The 19,747-nt window shown below is 62.1% G+C and carries 17 protein-coding genes and 2 pseudogenes; 7 read left to right on the forward strand and 12 right to left on the reverse strand.

The annotated features are described in order from the left end of the window. Positions 1 to 38: 38 nt before the first annotated feature. A complete protein-coding gene (locus tag L0Z65_RS01160; RefSeq protein ID WP_405110003.1) occupies positions 39 to 1,556 on the reverse strand; it encodes a diguanylate cyclase in 1,518 nt (505 codons plus the stop codon). A gap of 198 nt (positions 1,557 to 1,754) precedes the next feature. Between L0Z65_RS01160 and gltX the strand changes: the two genes are divergently transcribed. Next, positions 1,755 to 3,080: a glutamate--tRNA ligase gene (gene gltX, locus L0Z65_RS01165; RefSeq protein ID WP_096789642.1), complete on the forward strand. Its 1,326-nt coding sequence runs from the start codon at positions 1,755 to 1,757 to the stop codon at positions 3,078 to 3,080. A gap of 90 nt (positions 3,081 to 3,170) precedes the next feature. Here gltX and L0Z65_RS01170 read toward each other — a convergent pair whose 3' ends face one another. Beyond that, positions 3,171 to 4,358: a DUF2254 domain-containing protein gene (locus L0Z65_RS01170; RefSeq protein WP_405110006.1), complete on the reverse strand. Its 1,188-nt coding sequence runs from the start codon at positions 4,356 to 4,358 to the stop codon at positions 3,171 to 3,173. Then, positions 4,358 to 4,942 (reverse strand): gamma-glutamylcyclotransferase family protein, encoded by a 585-nt coding sequence (locus tag L0Z65_RS01175; protein ID WP_405110009.1) that lies wholly within the window; start codon positions 4,940 to 4,942, stop codon positions 4,358 to 4,360. The genes L0Z65_RS01170 and L0Z65_RS01175 overlap by 1 nt, the downstream gene beginning before the upstream one ends. A gap of 219 nt (positions 4,943 to 5,161) precedes the next feature. Between L0Z65_RS01175 and L0Z65_RS01180 the strand changes: the two genes are divergently transcribed. Beyond that, positions 5,162 to 5,626 carry an Rrf2 family transcriptional regulator gene (locus tag L0Z65_RS01180; protein ID WP_096789639.1) on the forward strand — a complete coding sequence of 155 codons (465 nt, stop codon included), beginning with the start codon at positions 5,162 to 5,164 and terminating at the stop codon, positions 5,624 to 5,626. 89 nt (positions 5,627 to 5,715) lie between these two features. On the opposite strand, the pseudogene L0Z65_RS01185 reads toward L0Z65_RS01180, so the two are convergent. Further along, a pseudogene (locus tag L0Z65_RS01185) lies at positions 5,716 to 8,243 on the reverse strand (ABC transporter permease). Further along, positions 8,240 to 8,956 (reverse strand): ABC transporter ATP-binding protein, encoded by a 717-nt coding sequence (locus L0Z65_RS01190; RefSeq protein WP_040173448.1) that lies wholly within the window; start codon positions 8,954 to 8,956, stop codon positions 8,240 to 8,242. The pseudogene L0Z65_RS01185 and the gene L0Z65_RS01190 overlap by 4 nt, the downstream one beginning before the upstream one ends. 51 nt (positions 8,957 to 9,007) lie before the next feature. On the opposite strand from L0Z65_RS01190, the gene L0Z65_RS01195 reads away from it, so the two are divergent. Next, the gene (locus L0Z65_RS01195; protein WP_405110013.1) at positions 9,008 to 9,649 is read left to right on the forward strand and encodes an arylesterase; all 642 of its coding nucleotides are present in this window, start codon (positions 9,008 to 9,010) and stop codon (positions 9,647 to 9,649) included. Between the two features lie 131 nt (positions 9,650 to 9,780). On the opposite strand, the gene L0Z65_RS01200 is transcribed toward L0Z65_RS01195, so the two are convergent. Both L0Z65_RS01200 and L0Z65_RS01205 read right to left on the reverse strand, forming a co-directional pair. Next, on the reverse strand, positions 9,781 to 9,987 hold the full coding sequence (locus tag L0Z65_RS01200; RefSeq protein ID WP_014875536.1) for a cold-shock protein: 207 nt from the start codon (positions 9,985 to 9,987) through the stop codon (positions 9,781 to 9,783). A 296-nt stretch (positions 9,988 to 10,283) separates the two neighbouring features. Continuing rightward, the gene (locus tag L0Z65_RS01205; protein WP_405110016.1) at positions 10,284 to 10,835 is read right to left on the reverse strand and encodes a L,D-transpeptidase; all 552 of its coding nucleotides are present in this window, start codon (positions 10,833 to 10,835) and stop codon (positions 10,284 to 10,286) included. Positions 10,836 to 11,268: 433 nt separating this feature from the next. Here L0Z65_RS01205 and L0Z65_RS01210 point away from each other — a divergent pair, with 433 nt between their 5' ends. After that, on the forward strand, positions 11,269 to 12,510 hold the full coding sequence (locus tag L0Z65_RS01210; RefSeq protein WP_405110019.1) for a hypothetical protein: 1,242 nt from the start codon (positions 11,269 to 11,271) through the stop codon (positions 12,508 to 12,510). A gap of 107 nt (positions 12,511 to 12,617) precedes the next feature. After that, complete coding sequence (gene trxC / locus L0Z65_RS01215; RefSeq protein WP_405110022.1) at positions 12,618 to 13,043, forward strand: thioredoxin TrxC; 426 nt, start codon at positions 12,618 to 12,620, stop codon at positions 13,041 to 13,043. Positions 13,044 to 13,091: 48 nt separating this feature from the next. On the opposite strand, the gene L0Z65_RS01220 is transcribed toward trxC, so the two are convergent. The 4 genes and pseudogenes from L0Z65_RS01220 to ettA all read right to left on the reverse strand — a co-directional run bounded on the left by L0Z65_RS01220 (position 13,092) and on the right by ettA (position 16,321). Beyond that, on the reverse strand, positions 13,092 to 13,310 hold the full coding sequence (locus L0Z65_RS01220) for a hypothetical protein (RefSeq protein WP_096872145.1): 219 nt from the start codon (positions 13,308 to 13,310) through the stop codon (positions 13,092 to 13,094). Between the two features lie 222 nt (positions 13,311 to 13,532). Then, positions 13,533 to 13,706, reverse strand: a complete 174-nt coding sequence (locus L0Z65_RS01225; RefSeq protein WP_254683401.1) for a hypothetical protein — start codon at positions 13,704 to 13,706, stop codon at positions 13,533 to 13,535. A gap of 217 nt (positions 13,707 to 13,923) precedes the next feature. Continuing rightward, a complete protein-coding gene (locus L0Z65_RS01230) occupies positions 13,924 to 14,175 on the reverse strand; it encodes a hypothetical protein (protein ID WP_024096287.1) in 252 nt (83 codons plus the stop codon). 477 nt (positions 14,176 to 14,652) lie between these two features. Continuing rightward, positions 14,653 to 16,321, reverse strand: a pseudogene (ettA, locus tag L0Z65_RS01235) (energy-dependent translational throttle protein EttA). A gap of 388 nt (positions 16,322 to 16,709) precedes the next feature. Here ettA and L0Z65_RS01240 point away from each other — a divergent pair. Next, complete coding sequence (locus tag L0Z65_RS01240; protein ID WP_405110026.1) at positions 16,710 to 17,324, forward strand: nicotinate-nucleotide adenylyltransferase; 615 nt, start codon at positions 16,710 to 16,712, stop codon at positions 17,322 to 17,324. On the opposite strand, the gene L0Z65_RS01245 is transcribed toward L0Z65_RS01240, so the two are convergent. Beyond that, a complete protein-coding gene (locus L0Z65_RS01245) occupies positions 17,304 to 18,152 on the reverse strand; it encodes a DMT family transporter (protein WP_405110029.1) in 849 nt (282 codons plus the stop codon). The genes L0Z65_RS01240 and L0Z65_RS01245 overlap by 21 nt on opposite strands. Before the next feature lie 100 nt (positions 18,153 to 18,252). Between L0Z65_RS01245 and dacB the strand changes: the two genes are divergently transcribed. Next, positions 18,253 to 19,737 (forward strand): D-alanyl-D-alanine carboxypeptidase/D-alanyl-D-alanine-endopeptidase, encoded by a 1,485-nt coding sequence (gene dacB, locus L0Z65_RS01250; RefSeq protein WP_405110032.1) that lies wholly within the window; start codon positions 18,253 to 18,255, stop codon positions 19,735 to 19,737. The last annotated feature ends 10 nt before the right edge of the window (positions 19,738 to 19,747 follow it).

Consider the following 19,747-nt stretch of genomic DNA (forward strand, 5'->3'; position numbering starts at 1 on the left):
GTCGCCCGCGGCACCTGTGCCGATGGGTGCTGACGGTCTTATGACCCTGAAAACGGCCCTTCCGCCGGGTTGGCCTTCTGGCAATCCACCACGCAGTTGCGACCTGCGTCCTTCGCGGCATAAAGCGCGCGGTCCGCAGCATGCATCAGATCCTGTGGCAGCAGCCCATCTTCGGGGTAGCTGGCCACCCCGATGGAGATGGTGACCCGTGGCAGGGTGCCGGATCCATAGCGCAGGGTGATATCCTCGATTGCAGCGCGCAGCGCCTCGCCCACCTCCATGGTCTGTTCCTTGTCGGTATCGGGCAGGAACACTGCAAATTCCTCACCCCCCATCCGGCAACAGACCTCTCCGTTGTGAAACAGCTCCTTCAGCGTGTCGCCAATGGCGCGCAGCACCATGTCGCCGGCATCGTGGCCATGGGTGTCATTGAAGGTCTTGAACCGATCCGCATCAAAGCTGAGCACCCCCAGCTGGCTGGCGCGCCGGTCGGCCAGGGCCACCGCATTGCGCAGCTCTCCCAGGAAATAGCGCCGGTTATAGACGCCGGTCAGCGGATCGCGGGTGGATTGGTCGTGCAATTCGTCGCGCAGCCGCACATTGGCCACCGCCAGCGAGATATGCTCACCGCAGCGCAGCGCCAGACGATGCAGCGCCACCTTGCGTTTGGCATCCTCTTCCGGCGCAAATTTCACGTGCAACAGACCCACGGTATTGCCATGGGCGACGACCGGGAAGCAGACGTAATCCTCATGCTCGCTGGTACTGGGCTGCTCTTCCACATGGGCGCAGGCAAAGGCAATCTTGTCGGCGGAATAGAGATATTGCCGCCCCCGTCGCAGCGCCCAGCAGGCATCGGGGAAGATGTGGTCATGCGCCTCGCCGCCACCCCAGTGGCATTTGCCGTCCAGAACATCGCGTGAGTTGGAATAGATATACAGCTCCCCCCGGGATTGCGGAAACAGCTGCGCCATGAAGGCGCTGACAATGCGAAACAGCTCCTCCTGGGATTTGCAGGAGTGCAGCCATTCATCCAGCTGGGACAACAGCTTGGCTTCCTCGCGCCAGGATTGCTCTGCCGCGAGCGTTTTCAGGGCAGTCAGCTCGGCCTCTTCGGCGGCCTGTCGCGCCTGGGTCAGGTCCCGCGCACTGCGCTCAATCTGGGTAACATCGGTGTAGCAGGTGACAAACCCCCCGGTGGACAACCGCCGCGTGTCAATTTGCAGCCGCCGCCCGGAGGGCATTCTACGGGTCGCTGAAAATCGCTGTTTGTCCGAGCTGAAATCCTGCTCCGCCTGCTTGGCGCTCTCTTCGGTCACATGGCCGAGTTTGACGGCGGTTGCGAAAAACGCCGCGCGGGAATAGCCGGGAAAGATATCGCCGTTCTGTAGCTCCAGAAGGGTGAGGAGACGTTCGTTAAAAACTTGGCAATGCCCGTCCTCAGTCCAGACCATTACCCCCTGATCCAACTTGTTCAACACATCCATAAGCCGGGCATGGGACGGCTCGGGCAGGCTTTGCTCCTGCAATATCTCGCTCGGGATCACTTTGTTCACGGGAGACCCCATTTGCTTCGTACCAATATGACATGTTGTGCTGCGACAGGCTGACACAGGAAGTCTGAATCAAATCTAAGCCATCCCCCGGAAAAACGCCGAAACTTTGAAACGACTCTTGAGCAAACTCAGCAGCTGTGGCGCAACTGGACAAAACGGCGTCCATGTGACATGGGGCAGGGCAACAGGAGACTTGTGATGACAACCACCCGATTTGCCCCGTCGCCGACCGGCTATATCCATGTTGGCAACCTGCGCACCGCGCTCATGAACTATCTGATTGCCCGCAAGGCTGGCGGCAGCTTCATCCTGCGTATCGACGACACCGATCCCGAGCGGTCAAAGGAAGAATACGTCGACGCGATCAAACAGGATCTCGAATGGCTGGGCCTCACCTGGGACCGGGTTGAGCGCCAGTCCGAGCGGCTTGAACGCTATGTTGCTGCGGCGGACAAACTGCGCGAGATCGGCCGGTTTTATGAGGCCTTTGAGACGCCGGTTGAACTGGACCTCAAGCGCAAGAAACAGCTGAACATGGGCAAGCCGCCGGTTTATGATCGCGCCGCCCTGGCCCTGTCCGATGAGGAAAAGGCCGCCCTGCGCGCCGAGCGTGGCGATGGTGTCTGGCGGTTCAAGCTGGATCATCAGCGCATCGAATGGGCCGACGGCATCCTGGGCGATATCTCCATTGATGCGGCTTCGGTCTCCGATCCGGTGCTGATCCGTGGCGACGGTCAGTTCCTTTATACCCTCGCGTCGGTTGTCGATGATACCGAAATGGGCGTGACCCATGTGGTGCGCGGCTCGGACCATGTGACCAACACCGCGACCCAGATCCAGATCATCGAGGCGCTGGGCGGCACTGTGCCTTCGTTCGCGCACCACTCGCTGCTGACCGGCCCACAGGGCGAGGCACTGTCCAAGCGTCTCGGCACGCTGGCGCTGCGGGACCTGCGCGAGGCAGGCGTGCAGCCAATGGCGCTGCTGTCCTTGATGGCGCGTCTGGGGTCCTCCGATCCGGTTGAGATCCGCAGTGAGATGGCAGAGCTGATCGACGGCTTTGACATCAACCGCTTTGGCGCGGCGCCGACCAAATTCGATGTGGAGGATGTCTACCCGCTGACGGCACGCTACCTGCAGTCGCTGGCGCTGGCGGATGTGCAGACCCATGTGGACGCGCTGGGGGTTCCGGCCGAGAAACAGGCGGCGTTCTGGGATGTGGCCAAGGAAAACATCACCACGCTGAAGGATCTCGCCGGTTGGTGGGAGCTGTGCCGCGATGGCGCCGAGCCGCTGATCGCGGATGAGGACAAAGAGTTCATCGCAGAGGCGATGGCGCTGCTGCCCGAGGGGCCTTACGACAGCGAAAGCTGGGGAAAATGGACCGCCGCGGTGAAAGAAGCCACCGGCCGCAAGGGCAAAGGCCTGTTTATGCCGCTGCGCAAAGCCGTCACCGGCATGGAACGCGGACCCGATATGTCGGCCCTGCTGGCGTTGATGGAGACGGTGCGCGCTCGCGGCTGAACTCAGCCAATATTGTTTTGAAAAGGCGGCTCCGGGTGGGCCGCCTTTTTCGTTTGGGCCGGGAGCGTCAGCTCCCCCATGTGTCAGGTCTCAGCGATCAGAGCGCTGCTCCCGCATCTTTGTGGCGGCTTTGGCCATGGCCGGGTTGGGATGGTGCCCCAGCGCTGTGAGGGCTTTGTCCATCCAGTCAATCACCGCCGGGTCATCCCCTCCGGCGTGGGCGATGGGCGGGAAGGCGCAGGACAGAAGATGCCGGGCGGATATGGCAGGCATGAGCACTCGGTCAAAGGACGGATCCTGCCCGATCAGCGCGTCCTCATCCGGTGTATTCTCCCACAGCAACCGTTCCAGCCGCCCCATGACCTCCTGCGCGGTGCCGGGATCATTGACCCCGGGAGAGAGCGCCCGCTGAGCGGTTTCCGCAAGCAAGGTCAGCCCAAATGAGGGATCTTGATCAAAACTGCGCACATCGCCGATTTCGATGCAGCGGCTTGCGGCCTCGCTCAGGTCCTCATCGGCCGATTTTGCATAGGCCACAGGCCGCCCGCGCAACACAAATTCTCCCGGCGTGCGATGGATCGCAATCTCGGTGCCGGCTTCTTCTGCCAATGTCTGCAGCTGCGCCACATCCACAAACCGCACAAACCCCGACGCCTGCGCCGGGATCGCTGTGCCGTCTGCCTTGAACTGGCTGTCATCTTCGGCGCGTTGCGCGCCCAGACAGGGCGCATCGGCGCGCTGGCGCAGGCTGGTGCGGCTGCGGTCTTCAATCAGGCGCAGGGTGTGATCCATGCTGCCAAGCCCCGACAGGTGGTCAATCCAGCGTAAAATCGCCCCGACAATCAGCGCCACAACCCCGACGGTGAGTGCAAAGACCACAATGGCCGCGTCTTCGCTATAGAACCCTGCCCGAAACAGGATCACCGCGCTCAGGCTGAACACAAACCCGCCGACAAAGGTGGCCAGAACGCTCTGGGTGATCGTGTCCTCCAGCAGCAGGCGATACACCCGTGGTGTCGCAGTGGCGGCGGCGGTGCGATAAGCGGAGACCATGACATTCAGCGAAAATGTGGTCACGGCCAACATGCCGGAGGCAAGGATATTCAGCACTGGCAGCGCGGCCTCGCGTCCGAACCGCTCGCCCAGATCCTCAGGAATGAACGGGGTGAGCCAGGGCGCTATGGCCAGTGCCAGTAAGGAACAGGCCGAGATCAGCACCACCCGGAACCACAGCTGCCGGGTGATCCGCTGAATGTAGAGAAGCGTGCGTGAGATCACTATTCCGCCTCGATCAGTTGTGCGCCCAGGGCAGTTAGATGCTGGTCCACCAGATCACGTTCATCCGTGGTCAACGTCTGTGCCCGGGGATAGCGGGGGGTGGCGCGGTCATTCAGGATTGGCGCGTCCCAGCCATCGGTCGTGCGGATGAAGTCGGCAACGCCTTTGGTGCCAAAGACATCGAGATAGCCTTGGATCACCACATCAAGATAGCTCAGCAAAATTGGATGGCGTAGGCTGGCTGCACGCTGACTGCTGGCGGGGATCGCATAGACGGCGATCTCGGTCTCTGGCGCCAGATCATGCTGCACCGCGTCCCGCGCCGCCAGACGATCATAGCCGAACTCACGGTCATCCAAAGCCGCCCAATCCGCGCCGGGGACTTCGGCGATCAGCCCGTCGATGCGACTGTCACCGCAGGGCACCGCAGAGAGATAGGCCACCGGGCGCAGATCGGTCTGCACCCAGGCCCGCCGCCAGCCGCTGAGCCGGGCCGGACGGGCCTGCCCATAGGCATGGGTGCGGGTGTTCACCAGGCTGCCGTAGCCAAAAAAATAGGGGGCTGGGGGAAGGGGGGCGGGCATTCGGATCTCCTGTCAGCAATGTCTCAATCGGCAATATCTGCGCCGTGTGTCGGATCAGGGCAAGGCGGCTGGCCTTTGCCCCGACGGCGGTGTCGGCGGTGGTGCACCCCGGCGACGGCAAACATCCGCACAGAGCTGTAGCAGCTTTGATACATGTCAAAGTGGCCTTTGCGCAGCCATGTCATGATCCGGCGATCAAGGCACCTTGGAGGGGCGATCATGCGGATCACAAAACGGACAAATATTGCAGTGCGGCTGTTGATGTACTGTGCGGCCCATGCGGACCGCCTGGTCACCAAATCGGAAATTGCGGCGCGCTGCAATATCTCCGAGAACCATTTGGCGCAGGTGATCAACCAATTGGCGCAATTGGGATATCTGCATACCCAACGGGGCCGCAATGGCGGCATGTCACTGGGCAAGCCTGCGGTAGAAATCGGCATTGGCGATGTGTTCCGCGATGTCGAGGGCACGGTGCCGATGGTTGAGTGTTTTGCCGATGCCGACAATACCTGCCCGCTGGTGTCGGCCTGCCGGTTGCGCCTTGCCTTGTCGGAGGCCGCGCAGGCCTTCTACCAGTCGTTGGATGGCATCACGCTGGAGGCGCTGATCTGTGACAATGACGACCTGTTTGCGCTGTTTCAGCCGCCCGTCACCGCCAGCTGCGCGCGCTATGTGAATTAGGTCGGCCCAGCAGTGCTGGAAAAGACACCAGCCTGTCGCAGCTGGTGTCCGATGTGTTTGCCTCTTCCGCGCCAAAGCGGTGTGCGGGTCTAGTCGCGTGCCCGCAGGATTCGTGCAGGGCGCACCTGAAGCGGCCCCCAGGCAAAGGCAAGCCCGGCCAGCAGCGTGGTCAGGATGCCACCGCTGATGATCGCCAGCGCGTTGCCCCAGATCACCTGAAAGTCGCTCTCAAACACATAGGTGTTGATCGCCCAGGCACCGCTCATCCCCGCAATCAGCGCCACCAATCCGGCGCCTGCTCCCAGAAACACCGACCTGAGGGCGAAGCTGATCAGAATGCGGCGTCTGGATGCGCCCAGTGTCTTCAGCACAGCGGCCTCATAGCGGCGGGCCGGTTCCCCGGCCGCGGCGGTGCCGATCAGAACCATGAACCCGGTAAGCAAGGTGGCTGCCGCGCCATAAGCGGTGGCGGAGGCCAGCTGCCGCAGGATGTCTGACACGCGGTCCAGCGCATCCCGCACCCGGACGGCGGTAATATTCGGCATTGCCTTGGCCAGATCCCTCAGGATCTGCGCCTCGGCCTCCTGCTCGGCATAGACCGTGGCGATATAGCTGTGCGGCGCTCCTGCCAGGGCGCTTTCGTTTAGCACCATGACAAACCCCATGCCGAGCGGTGGAGAAATCCACCTCGCGCAGGCTGGTGATTGTCGCAGTGATGTCGCGGCCCAGCACATTGATCGTCAGCGTGTCTCCCAGATCCAGGCCCAGTTCCTCGGCCTCCTCGCGGGCAAAGCTGACCTGCGGCGGCCCGGTGTAGTCCTCAGGCCACCATGCGCCAGCCACGATCTGCGTTGTTTCGGGCTGTTTCGCGGCATAGGTGATGCCGCGATCGCCGCGCACCACCCAGTGGTCGCTCGGCCACCTCGGTCGCGGGCTGATCGTTGATGGTGGTGAGCACCCCGCGCAGCATCGGCGCGCTCTGCACTCGCTCCACAGCCGGATCGCCCTCAACGCGGGTGAGGAAGTCCGGCATCTGGTCCCGCTGGATATCAACAAAGAAGTAGGAGGGGGCCACATCGGGCAGGTTGCCCTCAATCGCGCGGCGCATATTGCCATCGACCTGACCGATGGCCGCCAGCACCGTCAGGCCAAGCCCCAGCGCCAGCACCGTTGGCACGGCGCCATCGCGGGAGGTCCCGATCGCGGAGAGCGCCCAACGCAGCGCCGGATTGCCACGGGCCAAGGGCGCGGAGCGGCGCGCGATCCAGCTCAGCACCAGTGCTGCCAGCAAGAGCACTGCCAGCGCACCAATCAGCCCGCCCGCAGTCCAGAGCGTCAGCTCAACCGCGCCACTGAACAGGGCCGCCGCGCCGATCAGCACAGCTACGGCAACGACGGTGGCCAGAATATACCGGGGCGCGGGCCAGCGGCTGCGGCTGTCCAGCGCATCGCGAAACAGCGCCGCCGCCCGGATCCGTTCCGCCCGGGCCAGCGGCCAGAGCGCGAAGACAAAGGCCGTCAGCAAACCATAGAGGGCTGCCTCGCTGAGGGCGGGAACCGAGATGCCAAAGACCGCAGGAAACGGCAGCTGCGCCGCGATCAGCGGTCCCAGCAGCACCGGAGCCAGCCCGCCGATCAAAAGGCCAATCGCGATGCCCAACAGCGCCAGCGCACCGATTTGCAGAAAATACGTCAGGAAGATCGTCCGGCGGTCGGCACCAAGGGTGCGTAGTGTGGCAATGGTTGCCGTTTTGCCCGCCAGATAGGCGCGTACCGCTGCGGAGACGCCAATCCCGCCGACTGCCAGCCCGGAGAGGCCAACCAGCACCAGAAACCCGGCCAGCCGCTCGACAAAGGTGGCAATGCCCGGCGCACCGTTGCGGGCATCGGTCCAGCGCATGCCGCTGTTGTCATACTCTGCCTCTGCGCGGGTTTTCAGCTGCTCCAGATCGGTATCCGGGGGCAGGGTCAACCGGTATTTGCTGGAAAACAACGTGCCGGGCTGCAAGAGGCCGGATTGCGCCAGGTCCTCTGTGCGTACAAGCGTTCGTGGGCCGAGGGTGAACCCTGCGCTGGCCGCATCAGGTTCAGTCTCCAATAGCGCCGTCAGAGCAAATCGCTGGCTGCCAAGGGTGAATTCATCGCCAACCGACAGGCCAAGCCGGTCCGCCAGAACCCGCTGCATCACACCGCCGGGTAAATCCCCTGTTCCTGCCAGTGCTGCCTCCAGCGGCATGTCGGGGGAGAGGGTCACCGTGCCCACCAGCGGATAGGCGTCATCCACGGCCTTCACCTGCGTCAGCGCGCGTTCGTCGCCCACCGTCGCCATGGACCGGAAATCAATGATTTCAGACCGGGCGAGGGCGCGGGCCTCCATCCAGGCCTGTTCCTCAGCGGTGGCGCGCCGATAGGTAAAGCCCAGCTCGGCGTCGCCGCCCAGCAGCACCGCGCCTTCCTCGCTCAGCCCGGTCTGGATCGCCGAGCGCAGGGAGCCGATCCCGGCAATCACCGCAACCCCCAGCGCCAGACAGATCAGGAAAACACGAAACCCAGACAGACCACCGCGCAGCTCTCGCTTGGCAAACCGCGTGGCCAGCGACAGGGAAGAGGGGCTCATTCAGCGGCCTCACGCGCGGCGTCCTGATCCAGTCGCCCGTCCCGCAGCCGGATCACCCGGTCGCAGCGCGCCGCCAGTTCCGGCGCATGTGTCACCATGATCAGCGTCGCCCCATAGCGGTCGCGCAGGTCAAACAGCAGGTCCATGATCGCATCGCCATTGGTCGCATCCAGATTGCCGGTCGGCTCATCCGCCAGCAGGATGCGGGGGCGGGTGACCAGAGCCCGGGCCAGCGCCACGCGTTGCTGTTCGCCGCCGGACATCTGCGCCGGGAAATGGCCCGCGCGATGACCCAGTCCAACCGCCTCCAGCTCGGCCTGCGCGCGATCAAAGGCATCCTTGTGACCGGCAAGTTCTAGCGGTGTGGCAACATTTTCCAGCGCGGTCATGGTCGGGATTAGGTGAAAGCTTTGAAAAACGACGCCCATATTGTCACGGCGAAAGCGCGCCAGCGCATCCTCATCCATGGCCGTCAGATCCTGTCCCAGCGCCGAGACGGTGCCGCCGGTGGCCTGCTCCAGCCCCCCCATCACCATCAGGAGAGAGGATTTGCCAGAGCCGGAGGGGCCGATCAGGCCCAGGGTTTCTCCGCTCTCCACCGCCAATGAGATATCATGTAGAATTTCGACAGGTCCGGTATTGCCAACCAGTGACAAAGACGCATGTTGGAGGTTCAGAATGGGATCGGATGAGGGGATCGTGCTGGACTGCATGTGATATCGCGCCTGTTTTGGGACCACTCTGGATATGGAGCCTTTGTAGCAATGCGCAAGATGATAGCAGGACTGATTTTTATGTTAACTGCGGCAATTGCGCAGGCAGAGCCGGTGCGCGTTGCAGCACTGGGGGACAGTCTGGTGCAGGGCTATGGCCTGCCGCAGGGGCAGGGCTGGGTGCCACAGCTGCAACGCTGGCTGGGGGGAAAAGGCGCCGAGGTGCGGCTGATCAATGCCGGGGTTTCTGGCGATACCACCGCAGGCGGCGCCGCCCGGATTGACTGGACGCTGGCGGACGGACCGGATGCGCTGATCGTGGCCCTTGGGGGCAATGATCTGCTGCGCGGCCTTGCGCCATCCGAAAGCCGTGCCAATCTCACCCGCATTCTGGAGGTCGCAGAGGCCAATGCGGTGCCGGTGCTGCTGGTTGGCATACAGGCACCGGGCAATTACGGCGCGGATTTCAAGGCTGAGTTCGACGCGATCTTTCCCGATCTCGCGCGGGACTATGACACGTTGCTTCACGCAGACAGCCTCGCCGGTATCCGGGCCGCAACCGGGGATGATATTCAGGCTGCTGCGCAATATCTGCAGGAGGACGGGATTCACCCCAATGCCGAAGGCGTGGCGTTGAATGTGGCCGCCATCGGTCCGAAGGTGCTGGAACTGGTCGAGTTGGCAAAGCAGTAGGCGTCTCGCCAGGCGGGGCTGATCCGGTGGTTGCAGCTCTCAAAATCTGTTCAGCCCGGAAAACCAACCCCGCAACAAAAGACGGCCCCGATGAAGGGGCCGACAGCTGATCTTATTGTCGTTCTGGCCGCTCAGGCCAGTTCGATATTCACCGCAGACTCGCGGCCATCACGGCCCGGTTGCAGCTCATAGGTGACTTTCTGATTGTCGGCGAGGCCGGTCAGCCCGGACCGCTCTACCGCAGAAATATGTACAAATACATCGCTGCCACCCGCATCGGGTGCGATGAAACCGTAGCCTTTGGTGGTGTTGAACCATTTGACGGTGCCTGTGGCCATCGTCTTCTTCTCCCAGTCTTTACTCAAATCCCTGTCCGCGACATGCGACAGCCCGGCAATGTCATTGCGTATTCATGACCGAGCCTCCTAGGACAGCGATGAGTTCTGCGTAACCTTGCGGTAACGATCTTGTCGCCAAAGGTCTTTCGGCGCAAGTGTTATAGCGGGGGGTGCCTGTCAGTTGGGCAGCGCAGGGGCTGCGACGGCGCGCTGATCGGCAAAGCTCAGCACGCAGGCAGGCAAGCTGGCGCCGAAGCGACGCCAGATCACACGTCGTCGCTCTGGTCTGATGTTGGTCAGAGCACCGTCACCACGGTTCCCAATGGCACCCGCTCATAGAGATCGACAATATGCTCATTCGTCATGCGGATACAGCCGTTGGAGACAGAATGCCCGATGGTCTGCGGCTGATTGGTTCCGTGAATGCGGAAATAGGTGTCGATGCCGTTCTGAAACAGGTAAAGCGCGCGCGCGCCCAGCGGATTGTCGGTGCCACCGGGCTGGATGTATTTGTTATCGACAAAGCGGGCATAGCTGCGTGGATCGCGCTCGATCATCTCGGGCGTGGGACGCCAGGTTGGCCATTCTTTCTTGGCCTGAATAACGGCGGTGCCGGTGAATTCGAGACCCGCGCGACCAACCCCAACCCCATAACGGCGCGCCCGTCGCGGCTCCGTCACGTAATAAAGGTAATAGGATCGCGGCAGCACAAGGATCTGCCCGGGGGCGTATTGCTTCTTGATGCGGACCTCTTGCGGGGTCGGATCAAAGACCGTTTCGGCTGACCCGATCTGGGGCCAGAGCGAGGCTGCGGCGGAGCTGGCCAGAAAGGCGCGGCGTGACAACATGCGGGGCTCTTTCAGTTTTGGAACAGATTCAGCCAGTCTGCGGGGTGGGGACAATCCGGTCAATAGGTGCCCCGGTGCGGGGCGGTTGCACCATGGCCTGCGCGACGTCGGTGCAACAGCTGCCCGCAGTCAGGCCGTTGTCTCCTTGGCAGATCAGGCTTCGTCAGATCACGAAGCTGTGATACCCTGTGATCGGATCGCGTTTCTGATCCACCGCCAGTTTCGGCGGATTTCAGTGATTGGCGACAGTATTTCCGGCGCGGCTGCGGGGGCAGTTCCACCGGCTTGGTCGCACGGGGGTATGCGTTATTTCTAACGGTTTGGTGTTGGGCCTGTTTAGCCTGCAACCGGACTGACCCTGTCTGAAATCGGCCGGGTGTTGTGCGCAGCACGGCTGGCGGTCTGTCGGGGGTCATATACTGGAGTAACGATTGTGACTGTTTCATTTGGGGGGCGCGCGGTCTTGGCCGCGCTGACGATGGCTGTGGGTATGACCGCAGCCCACACGAGTAAGGCGCAGGAGGGGGGTGGGTTTCTCGCAACCTCGCTGCGCTATTCAGAACGGATGCTGGACCGGCAGGAGGATGTGACCAATAAGGTCGCGATTGCCCTGCGCGCACGGCAGTCCGGACAGCTGGGCATCAACAAGATCACTTTTGGCGGGCGCTTTCTGGGCACGGTGATCTATGAGAACACCAATACGCCCGGCAAATTTCCCATTCTGTCGCGCCTGCCGCCGACCCATACCAGCGGCACCTCTGATACCTATGGGGTGATCAATGATATCTCGCTCACCGCCACCGTGACCACATCGGTGCTGACCGCCTTTGTGCAGGGCGAATATACCGAGGTCGAATACCCCGGTCAGAATGATATCCAGCTGCGCAAGGCCTGGCTGGCCATCGGCGATTTGGACCGCTCTCCCTTCTATGTGGCAGTGGGGCGCAAGACCGTGAACTTCGGTAATTTTGCCAGCTACGCGCCCTTCACCCACACCCATAGCAGCCATTACTTCTGGGCCCAGACCAAGGATCCGCTGATTGAGATCGGCTATATCACCGACCGGACCGAGCTGGCCCTGTCGATCATCCGCAACCATCGTGGCAACCGGGTGGTCAGCAGTCCGAAGAACGATGACCACTACACCAACTACGCGCTGAACGCGGCCCATCGTATCCCGCTGGCCAATGGGCTGGGGCTGAAACTCGGCGCGGGCTTCCTGCGGGGCACCATCTACGACAGCACCATCGCCCATCATCCGCCCGGCAGCGGCATTGATCGCGGCTGGAACGGCGCCTGGGATGTCCACGCCACCCTCAGCGGGGAGCGGTTTGACGTCATGGCAGAATTCACCCAGACCACCGACCGCTGGCCCGCCACCGACCACAAGGTCAGCGCGCTGACGGTGCAGGGGCGCTACCGGAGCGCGTTTCTGGGGCGCCCTGCGGTTTATTCGCTGTCGGCCAGTCACGGGCGGCAGGGGGCATCGGGCACCGAATGGGAATCGATGTCGCAGGTCATTCTGGGGATGGAGGTAGCGGTGGCCCCCAATGTCACATTGGGCGCTGAGTATCTGTTCAACGATGGGTTTGTGCCGCTGATCCTGCCCCGGCGTACCGGCGACGCCAGCGTGCGGTCCCATAGCGTCATTCTGGGGGCAAAGCTGACCTTCTAGGCGCAGGCCGCAGGCGCGCGCGTCGGCAGGGCCTTGTCCCGCGCGCAGTCTCCCGTATATCGGGAAGGAGGTCGCACCAGCGGCCTTCTGCAAGGAGTGATCGCGACATGGGCGCCAAAACCCTGACCTGCCTCAGCTGTGCGCAGCTGAACCGCGTGCCGGAGGACCGTCTGGCCGCGGGCCCCAAATGCGGCACCTGTGGTGCGGCGCTGATCCCGGCGGGGCCGGTAGATGTCGATCCGGCAACCCTGCAAAAGGCTGCGGCACAGGATGATCTGCCGCTGGTGGTGGATTTCTGGGCGCCTTGGTGTGGCCCCTGCAAGATGATGGCGCCGGATTTTGCCAAGGCGGCAAAATCTCTGATGGGGCAGGTGCGGCTGGTCAAGCTGAACACCCAGACCCATCAGTCCACTGGCGCGCGCTATCGTATCAAGGGGATCCCGACATTGGTGCGCTTTGCCCGTGGCAAGGAGCAGAAACGACAAGCCGGTGCCATGCGGGCAGGGCAGATCGTCAGCTGGGCCAAGGGGTAGATGTAACGGGTGTCACGGTCCGGGCAGATGCCTGCCAGGGGCGCCGCTTCAGGCAGTGCGCTGCAGCTCATCCCGCTGCGGCTGCGCCATTGGGCGTAATCCGGGCGGCAGATGGCTCATGACCAGAATCGTCAAAATCGCACTTGTTGTCCCGACAGTGGGATAGAGCATCAGACTATACCAGAGGGGCATCGCATAGAGGGCGTAGGCCGCCACAGCAGAGAAAATCCCTGCAAAAGTGCCCACAATGATCCCGATCCACGCCATGGTCCTACCCTTTGGGTTGAGTTGCATTTAATCTACAATTTTTTAAGCGGATCGCAACGCTTTGATATCCACAAGAATAGTTCAAATTTTCTATAGATCTGGTTAACGCCTGGGCAGGTCACCGCCTCGCCCGTCACAGCTGTTCCGTTAGGATGTTGTTTTGAAAGAGGAATTAGGTGATCATTTTGGTTGGGTATGGTCTGGTAGCCATCCTGAAATTGACTAATCCTGCGAATTTTGCGCCGTCATCTTGCGCGAAAACCCGCCGCTTTTGATCATCAGGCACAGAGTGAGCCCCAGTCCAAGCAGCCCGCCCAGGCCGGAGTAGAGCAGAAACAGGCCCCAGATCGGAAGGTCATAGGCCACATGGCCCAGCACGGTGATCAACATCGTCACCCCAGCACTCGTTAACATCGCCAACCAAGCCATCGCACCCTCACATCAATTGAGGTAAATGTGACCTAAAGTAGGCCGTGCAATCAATACGCCTTACGGTCATGCGGCGAGTATACTGGCATGTGTTGCAGCTTATTCGCGATTTATGGCAGGAACAGCACAGGTTCGCGCGTATAGCGCGCAAAATCGCGTTGTGTGCGGGGTTTTTGCAAAAAGATCAGGCGCGTGCGGGTTTCCCGGCAAACTCCGGATGGGCGGCCTGCGCCAAATCGTCCAGCGCCTCCTGCCCAAACGACTCGCGCGCGGTTTTCTGCATCCAGAGCAATAGGATCGCCAGCATCGCCGAGGGGACTCCGAACAGCGGATACAGCAGCAAGCTCATCCCGAAGGAGAGACCGATCAGCGTATAGCCCAGAATAGCGGCATTCAGCCCGCCGATGACGCCTACCAGAATACCAATCCCTGCCATGCTCCGCCCTTTCTCTGGCCCTATCCCCAAGCGGTTCTCGCCCGGGGCATCGTGAGAATATGGTTAAAGACTAGCGATGATTTTGTTCAAATTATGCCGATCAGGTGGCGGAGTAGGGGATGGAACAAAGGGGAGGCCGTGCAACTGGGCACACTTGTTGGGCCAGCCGAGTGTCATGCGACGACTTGGGTATGCGAGCCGCGATCTGTTTCGCGGCATTTTCTCAACAGCAGACAATCTGACGATGAAGGGCCCGGCACAGGGCGGCGCTTCCACTACCCCACGTCAAAAAATCGACGCTGGAAGAATTTTGGCTATGGCCTGTCCGACCCAAGCTTGAAGGAGGCCTATATAGGCCTCCTTCTTCTTACAAGATACTCATGTTTCGGAGTGGGGGCGCAGCGATGGCCAGGTCTACACGACCGCTGCGACTTTAAAGCCCGAACCAAGGGCTCTCTACCGGGAGAGCCCCTCACATCACCGCACAAACTTCTTGTGCTTCAACCGCTTGGGCTCCAGCGCGTCGGGGCCGAGACGGCGTTTCTTGTCCTCTTCGTAATCCTCGAAGTTGCCTTCGAACCACTCCACATGGGCGTCACCCTCAAACGCCAGGATATGCGTACAGATCCGGTCGAGGAAGAAACGGTCGTGCGAGATCACCACGGCGCAGCCGCACGAAATCCACCAGCGCGTCTTCCAGCGCCCGCAGGGTTTCCACGTCCAGGTCGTTGGTCGGTTCGTCGAGCAGGAGAACGTTGCCGCCCTCTTTCAGCAGGCGCGCCATGTGAACGCGGTTGCGTTCACCACCGGACAGGAGGCTCAATTTTTTCTGCTGATCGCCACCTTTGAAGTTGAACGACGAGCAATAGGCGCGGGAATTGACCTGCGCATCGCCCAGTTCGATGATTTCAGCGCCGCCGGAGATCGCTTCCCAGACGGTTTCATTGTCATCCAGATCATCGCGCGACTGATCCACATAGGAGAGCTTCACGGTGTCGCCATAGCTGACATTGCCCTCATCGGGCTGTTCCTGACCGGTCAGCATGCGGAACAGGGTTGATTTACCCGCGCCGTTGGGGCCGATCACGCCGACTATGCCGCCGGGGGGCAGGTCAAAGGACAGCCCCTCAACCAGTTGCTTGTCGCCGTAGTGTTTGGAAATGCCCTCAACCTCGATCACCTTGGAGCCAAGACGCGGGCCATTGGGGATGACAATCTGGGCGCGGGTCAGCTTCTCACGCTCGGACTGGCTGGCCAGATCGTTATAGGCGTTGATCCGGGCCTTGGATTTGGCCTGACGGGCCTTCGCGCCCTGACGCATCCACTCCAATTCGCGTTCCAGCGTTTTCTGTTTGGATTTGTCTTCGCGCGCTTCCTGCTCCAGACGTTTGGCCTTTTGTTCCAGCCAGGCGGAGTAGTTGCCCTCATAAGGAATGCCCTTGCCGCGATCCAATTCAAGGATCCAGCTGGTGATATCATCAAGGAAATAGCGGTCGTGGGTGACGCAGAGGATGGTGCCCTTGTAGTCGATCAGATGCTGTTGCAGCCAGGCGATAGTTTCCGCATCAAGGTGGTTGGTCGGTTCGTCAAGCAGCAGCATTTCCGGGGCTTCGAGCAAGAGCTTGCACAGCGCCACGCGGCGACGCTCACCGCCCGAGAGGTTGGCGATTTCCGCATCATCCGGCGGGCAGCGCAGCGCCTCCATCGAGATGTCGATCTGGCTGTCCAGATCCCAGAGGTTTTCCGCATCGATGCTGTCTTGCAGCGCGGTCATCTCTTCCATCAGCTCATCGGTGTAGTTCTCGGCCATCTCAACCGCGATCTGATTGAAGCGGTCGACCTTGTCTTTCTTGGCTTTGACACCCAGCATGACGTTTTCACGCACGGTGAGGCTCTCGTCCAGCTTCGGCTCCTGCGGCAGATAGCCAACCTTGGCGCCCTCAGCCGCCCAGGCCTCACCGGTGAAATCGGTATCCAGACCGGCCATGATTTTCATCAGGGTTGATTTACCGGCGCCGTTGACGCCGACCACACCGATTTTCACACCGGGGAGAAAGGACAGGTGAATGTTTTCAAAGCATTTCTTGCCACCCGGGTAGGTCTTGGAGACACCCTGCATGTGGTAGACGTATTGATAGGCGGCCATGTGACTGCTCCGTGATGGGGGAATTTCGCTGGCTGGTGTGATAACGGATGGGGCGGGCCGGGGCAATGCGGGATGCAGGCGGCGGCTCTTGCAGTTTCTATCGGTGCGGGACGACGCCCCGCAGCACGCCCCGCGCCCGGCCTGCCTTGTGGGACGTCCTGTCAGGCCTGTTGTCGCCGGGGCTGCAGGGCTACTCGGTGAAACAGGAAGAGATCTGGTTTAAGGCTACGTGCCTATGTCGTCGATGCGCGCCCCGCAGATTTCCAGGCTGGACTGCCACGAAGTGTCGCTTCAGGCAGGCGAGTAGGTGTGAGAAACGCAACCTGTTCTTCGGCAGGCCCACAACACCTGATTGATCTCTCTCCTAACTCTGTGCATCAAGGCGGGTATGACGCATCGCCTGCCCCATATCCCGCCCGGAACCACTGTTGGCCTGTTGGGCGGCTCCTTTGATCCGCCGCATGAGGGGCACCGGGCGATCTCGCTTGCCGCGTTGAAGCGGTTCGGGCTGGATCAGCTGGTCTGGCTGGTCTCCCCCGGCAATCCGCTGAAGGCGCATCCGCCAGCCCCCTTGGCGCGGCGGATTGCGGCGGCGCAGGATCTGATGGATCACCCCCGGGTGCAGATCAGCGGGATCGAGGCCGATATTGGCACCTGCTACACCGCCGAAACGTTGCGCATGCTGCGCAAACGCCACCCCGGCGTGCGGTTTGTCTGGTTGATGGGGGCGGATAATCTGGCGGATTTTCATCGCTGGAAGGATTGGCAGCAGATCCTTGAGACGGTGCCGGTGGGGGTGCTGGCACGGCCCGGAGACCGGATTTCGGCCCGGCTGTCACCTGCGGCGCGGCTTTATGCGCCCTACCGGCTGAAGGGCGGGCAAAGCCGCCTGTTGGCAAAGGCCTGCGCGCCGGCCTGGTGTTTTGTGAATGTACCAATGGTCAACGCCAGCTCAAGCGAGATCCGGGCGCGGGGTGATTGGTCAGTGACGCAGCCGCGCTGAGAGAAGCCCGGCGCCGATCACCACCGCAAGCCCAGCCCAGGTCAGCGGGTCGGGCCATTGCGCAAACGCCCACCACCCAAGCGACACCGCTGCGATCAGCTGGAAATAGACCAGTGGCGCCAGACGCGATGCGGGCGCCTGCGCATAGGCAAACAGCAGCAGAAGATTGCCCAGCATCGAAAACCCGGCGCTGCCAAAGGTCAGCGCGGCGGTGCTCAGGCTGGGGGCGGGCAGGGAAGCCAGCCCCAGTGGCAGGGTCAGCAATGCGCTGATCGACAGCTGTGTCAGGCTCAGCTGCAACGGTGTGCCCAGATGTGACAGCCAGCGCGAGCTGGTGAGGAAACCACCATAGCAGACGCCTGCGACCGCGGCCCAGATCAGATTGGCCGAGCCGCCAAGACCGGGGCGCACAACCAGCAGCACGCCACAGAACCCCACCGCCATCAACAGGCTGCGCGCCAGCGTCACCGGTTCACGCAGCAGCAGCACCGATAGACCATAGCTGACAATCGGCCCGACAAAGAAGGCCGCAAAAACATTGGCCAGCGGCTCCGTCTTGAGAGCGATCTGAATGGACAGGATGCCACCGCTCAGCAGGGCGGCCCGCAGCCACAGCCGCCAGTCGCCAAACAGCGGCCACGCCCCGCGACAGGCAAAGGGCAGCACCAATACTGTGCCGATTGCAAACCGTGACCATGCCACAAATCCCGGTGTCGCCAGACCGCCCGATGTGAGCAGTTTCCCGCAAAGGTCCCCGGCAGGGATCATTGACATGGCGACAAACATGATCATCACTGCCCGTACCATCGCGCCAGCGGTAACAGGCATCCACCTCCGGGGAAAGCGGCCAGATCTCCGCGGCCCCGCGACATAAAAACCTGTGGCGCGTTTGCAGAATTGTAGGGGTTTTGAGTAGACTATTGCTAATATGATTTCGCGACGTTTTTTCCTGACCTCCTGCCTTGCCTCTGTGGCGGCGTCCACTGCGCTGGCCAATGCGCCTGCGGTTTCTCTGCGTCCGGTGGCGCGCGATCCGGCCAGTCTGATCAGCGCGGGTGGCGGGCTGAAGGGGCTGTTGTCCCGGGCTGGCCTCTCGGGGGAGGTCGCCTGCGCGGTGGCAGATGTGAAAACCGGTCTGCGGCTGGAAGCCGAAGGGGCAGGTGCGGGCTTGCCGCCCGCCAGTGTCGCCAAGGCGCTGACCGCGCTTTATGCGCTGGATGCGCTGGGGGCGGACCATCGCTTTACCACGCAGATTGTCGCGACCGGCGGCATCAGCGGCGGTGTGGTGGCGGGCGATCTGGTGCTGGTGGGCGGTGGTGATCCGATGCTGAACACTGACACTCTGGCGCAGCTGGCCAAGGCGCTCAACGCTGCGGGCATCCGCGAGGTGCGCGGCGCCTTCCGTGTCTGGGAGGGCGCGCTGCCGCAGATCAAGTCGATTGATCCCGGCCAGCCCGATCACGTGGGGTACAGCCCGGCGATTTCAGGGCTGGCGCTCAATTACAACCGGGTTCATTTCGAGTGGAAGCGTGCGGGCCAGGGCTGGGCCGTGACCATGGATGCCCGGACCAAGAAATATCGCCCCGAAGTCTCTGTTGCGACGATGAAAATCGCCCAGCGCAGCCTGCCGGTCTATAGCTACTCCGAGGGTAAGGATACCGACCGCTGGACGGTCGCCAGCAAGGCGCTGGGCAAAGGCGGCGCGCGCTGGCTGCCGGTGCGCCATCCGGGCGCTTATGCGGCGGATGTCTTCCGCACCATGGCGCGTGCCAATGGCATCAAACTGCCAGCGCCGAAGATCGCCAGATCGCGCCCCTCGGGGCAGGTGGTGGCCCATCACAACAGCCCGCCGCTGGATCTGATGCTGAAAGCGACGCTGAAATACTCCAACAATCTGATGGCCGAAATGATCGGTCTGGCGGCCACGCAGGCGCGCGGCGGACGGCCCCGCACGCTGAAGGATTCTGCCGGTGCGATGAACCGCTGGGCGCAGGCCACCTATGGCATGGCCAACACCCGGCTGGTGGATCACTCAGGCCTGGGCGAGGCTTCGCGGGTGACCCCCGATGATATGGTCAGCGCGCTGGTGGCCTCCTATCGGGATGGGCGGTTGAAACCTTTGCTGAAATCCTTCCCCATGCGCGACAGCAAGGGCCGCATTCAGAAGGGCCATCCGATCAAGGTCGCGGCCAAAACCGGTACGCTCAACTTCGTATCTGGTCTCGGCGGGTTCATGACCGCCACCGATGGCACCGTGCTGGCCTTTGCCATTTTCAGTGCCGATCAGAAGGCGCGCTCCCGCATATCACGGGCGGAACGCGAACGCCCGCAGGGGGCAAGATCCTGGAACCGCCGCGCCAAGCAGGTGCAGCAAAAACTGATTGAGCGCTGGGGGCGGGTTTACGGCAGCTGATCCGGTGCAA

The organism is Phaeobacter sp. BS52 (genome assembly GCF_045040595.1).
GTDB classification, from domain to species: domain Bacteria; phylum Pseudomonadota; class Alphaproteobacteria; order Rhodobacterales; family Rhodobacteraceae; genus Phaeobacter; species Phaeobacter piscinae.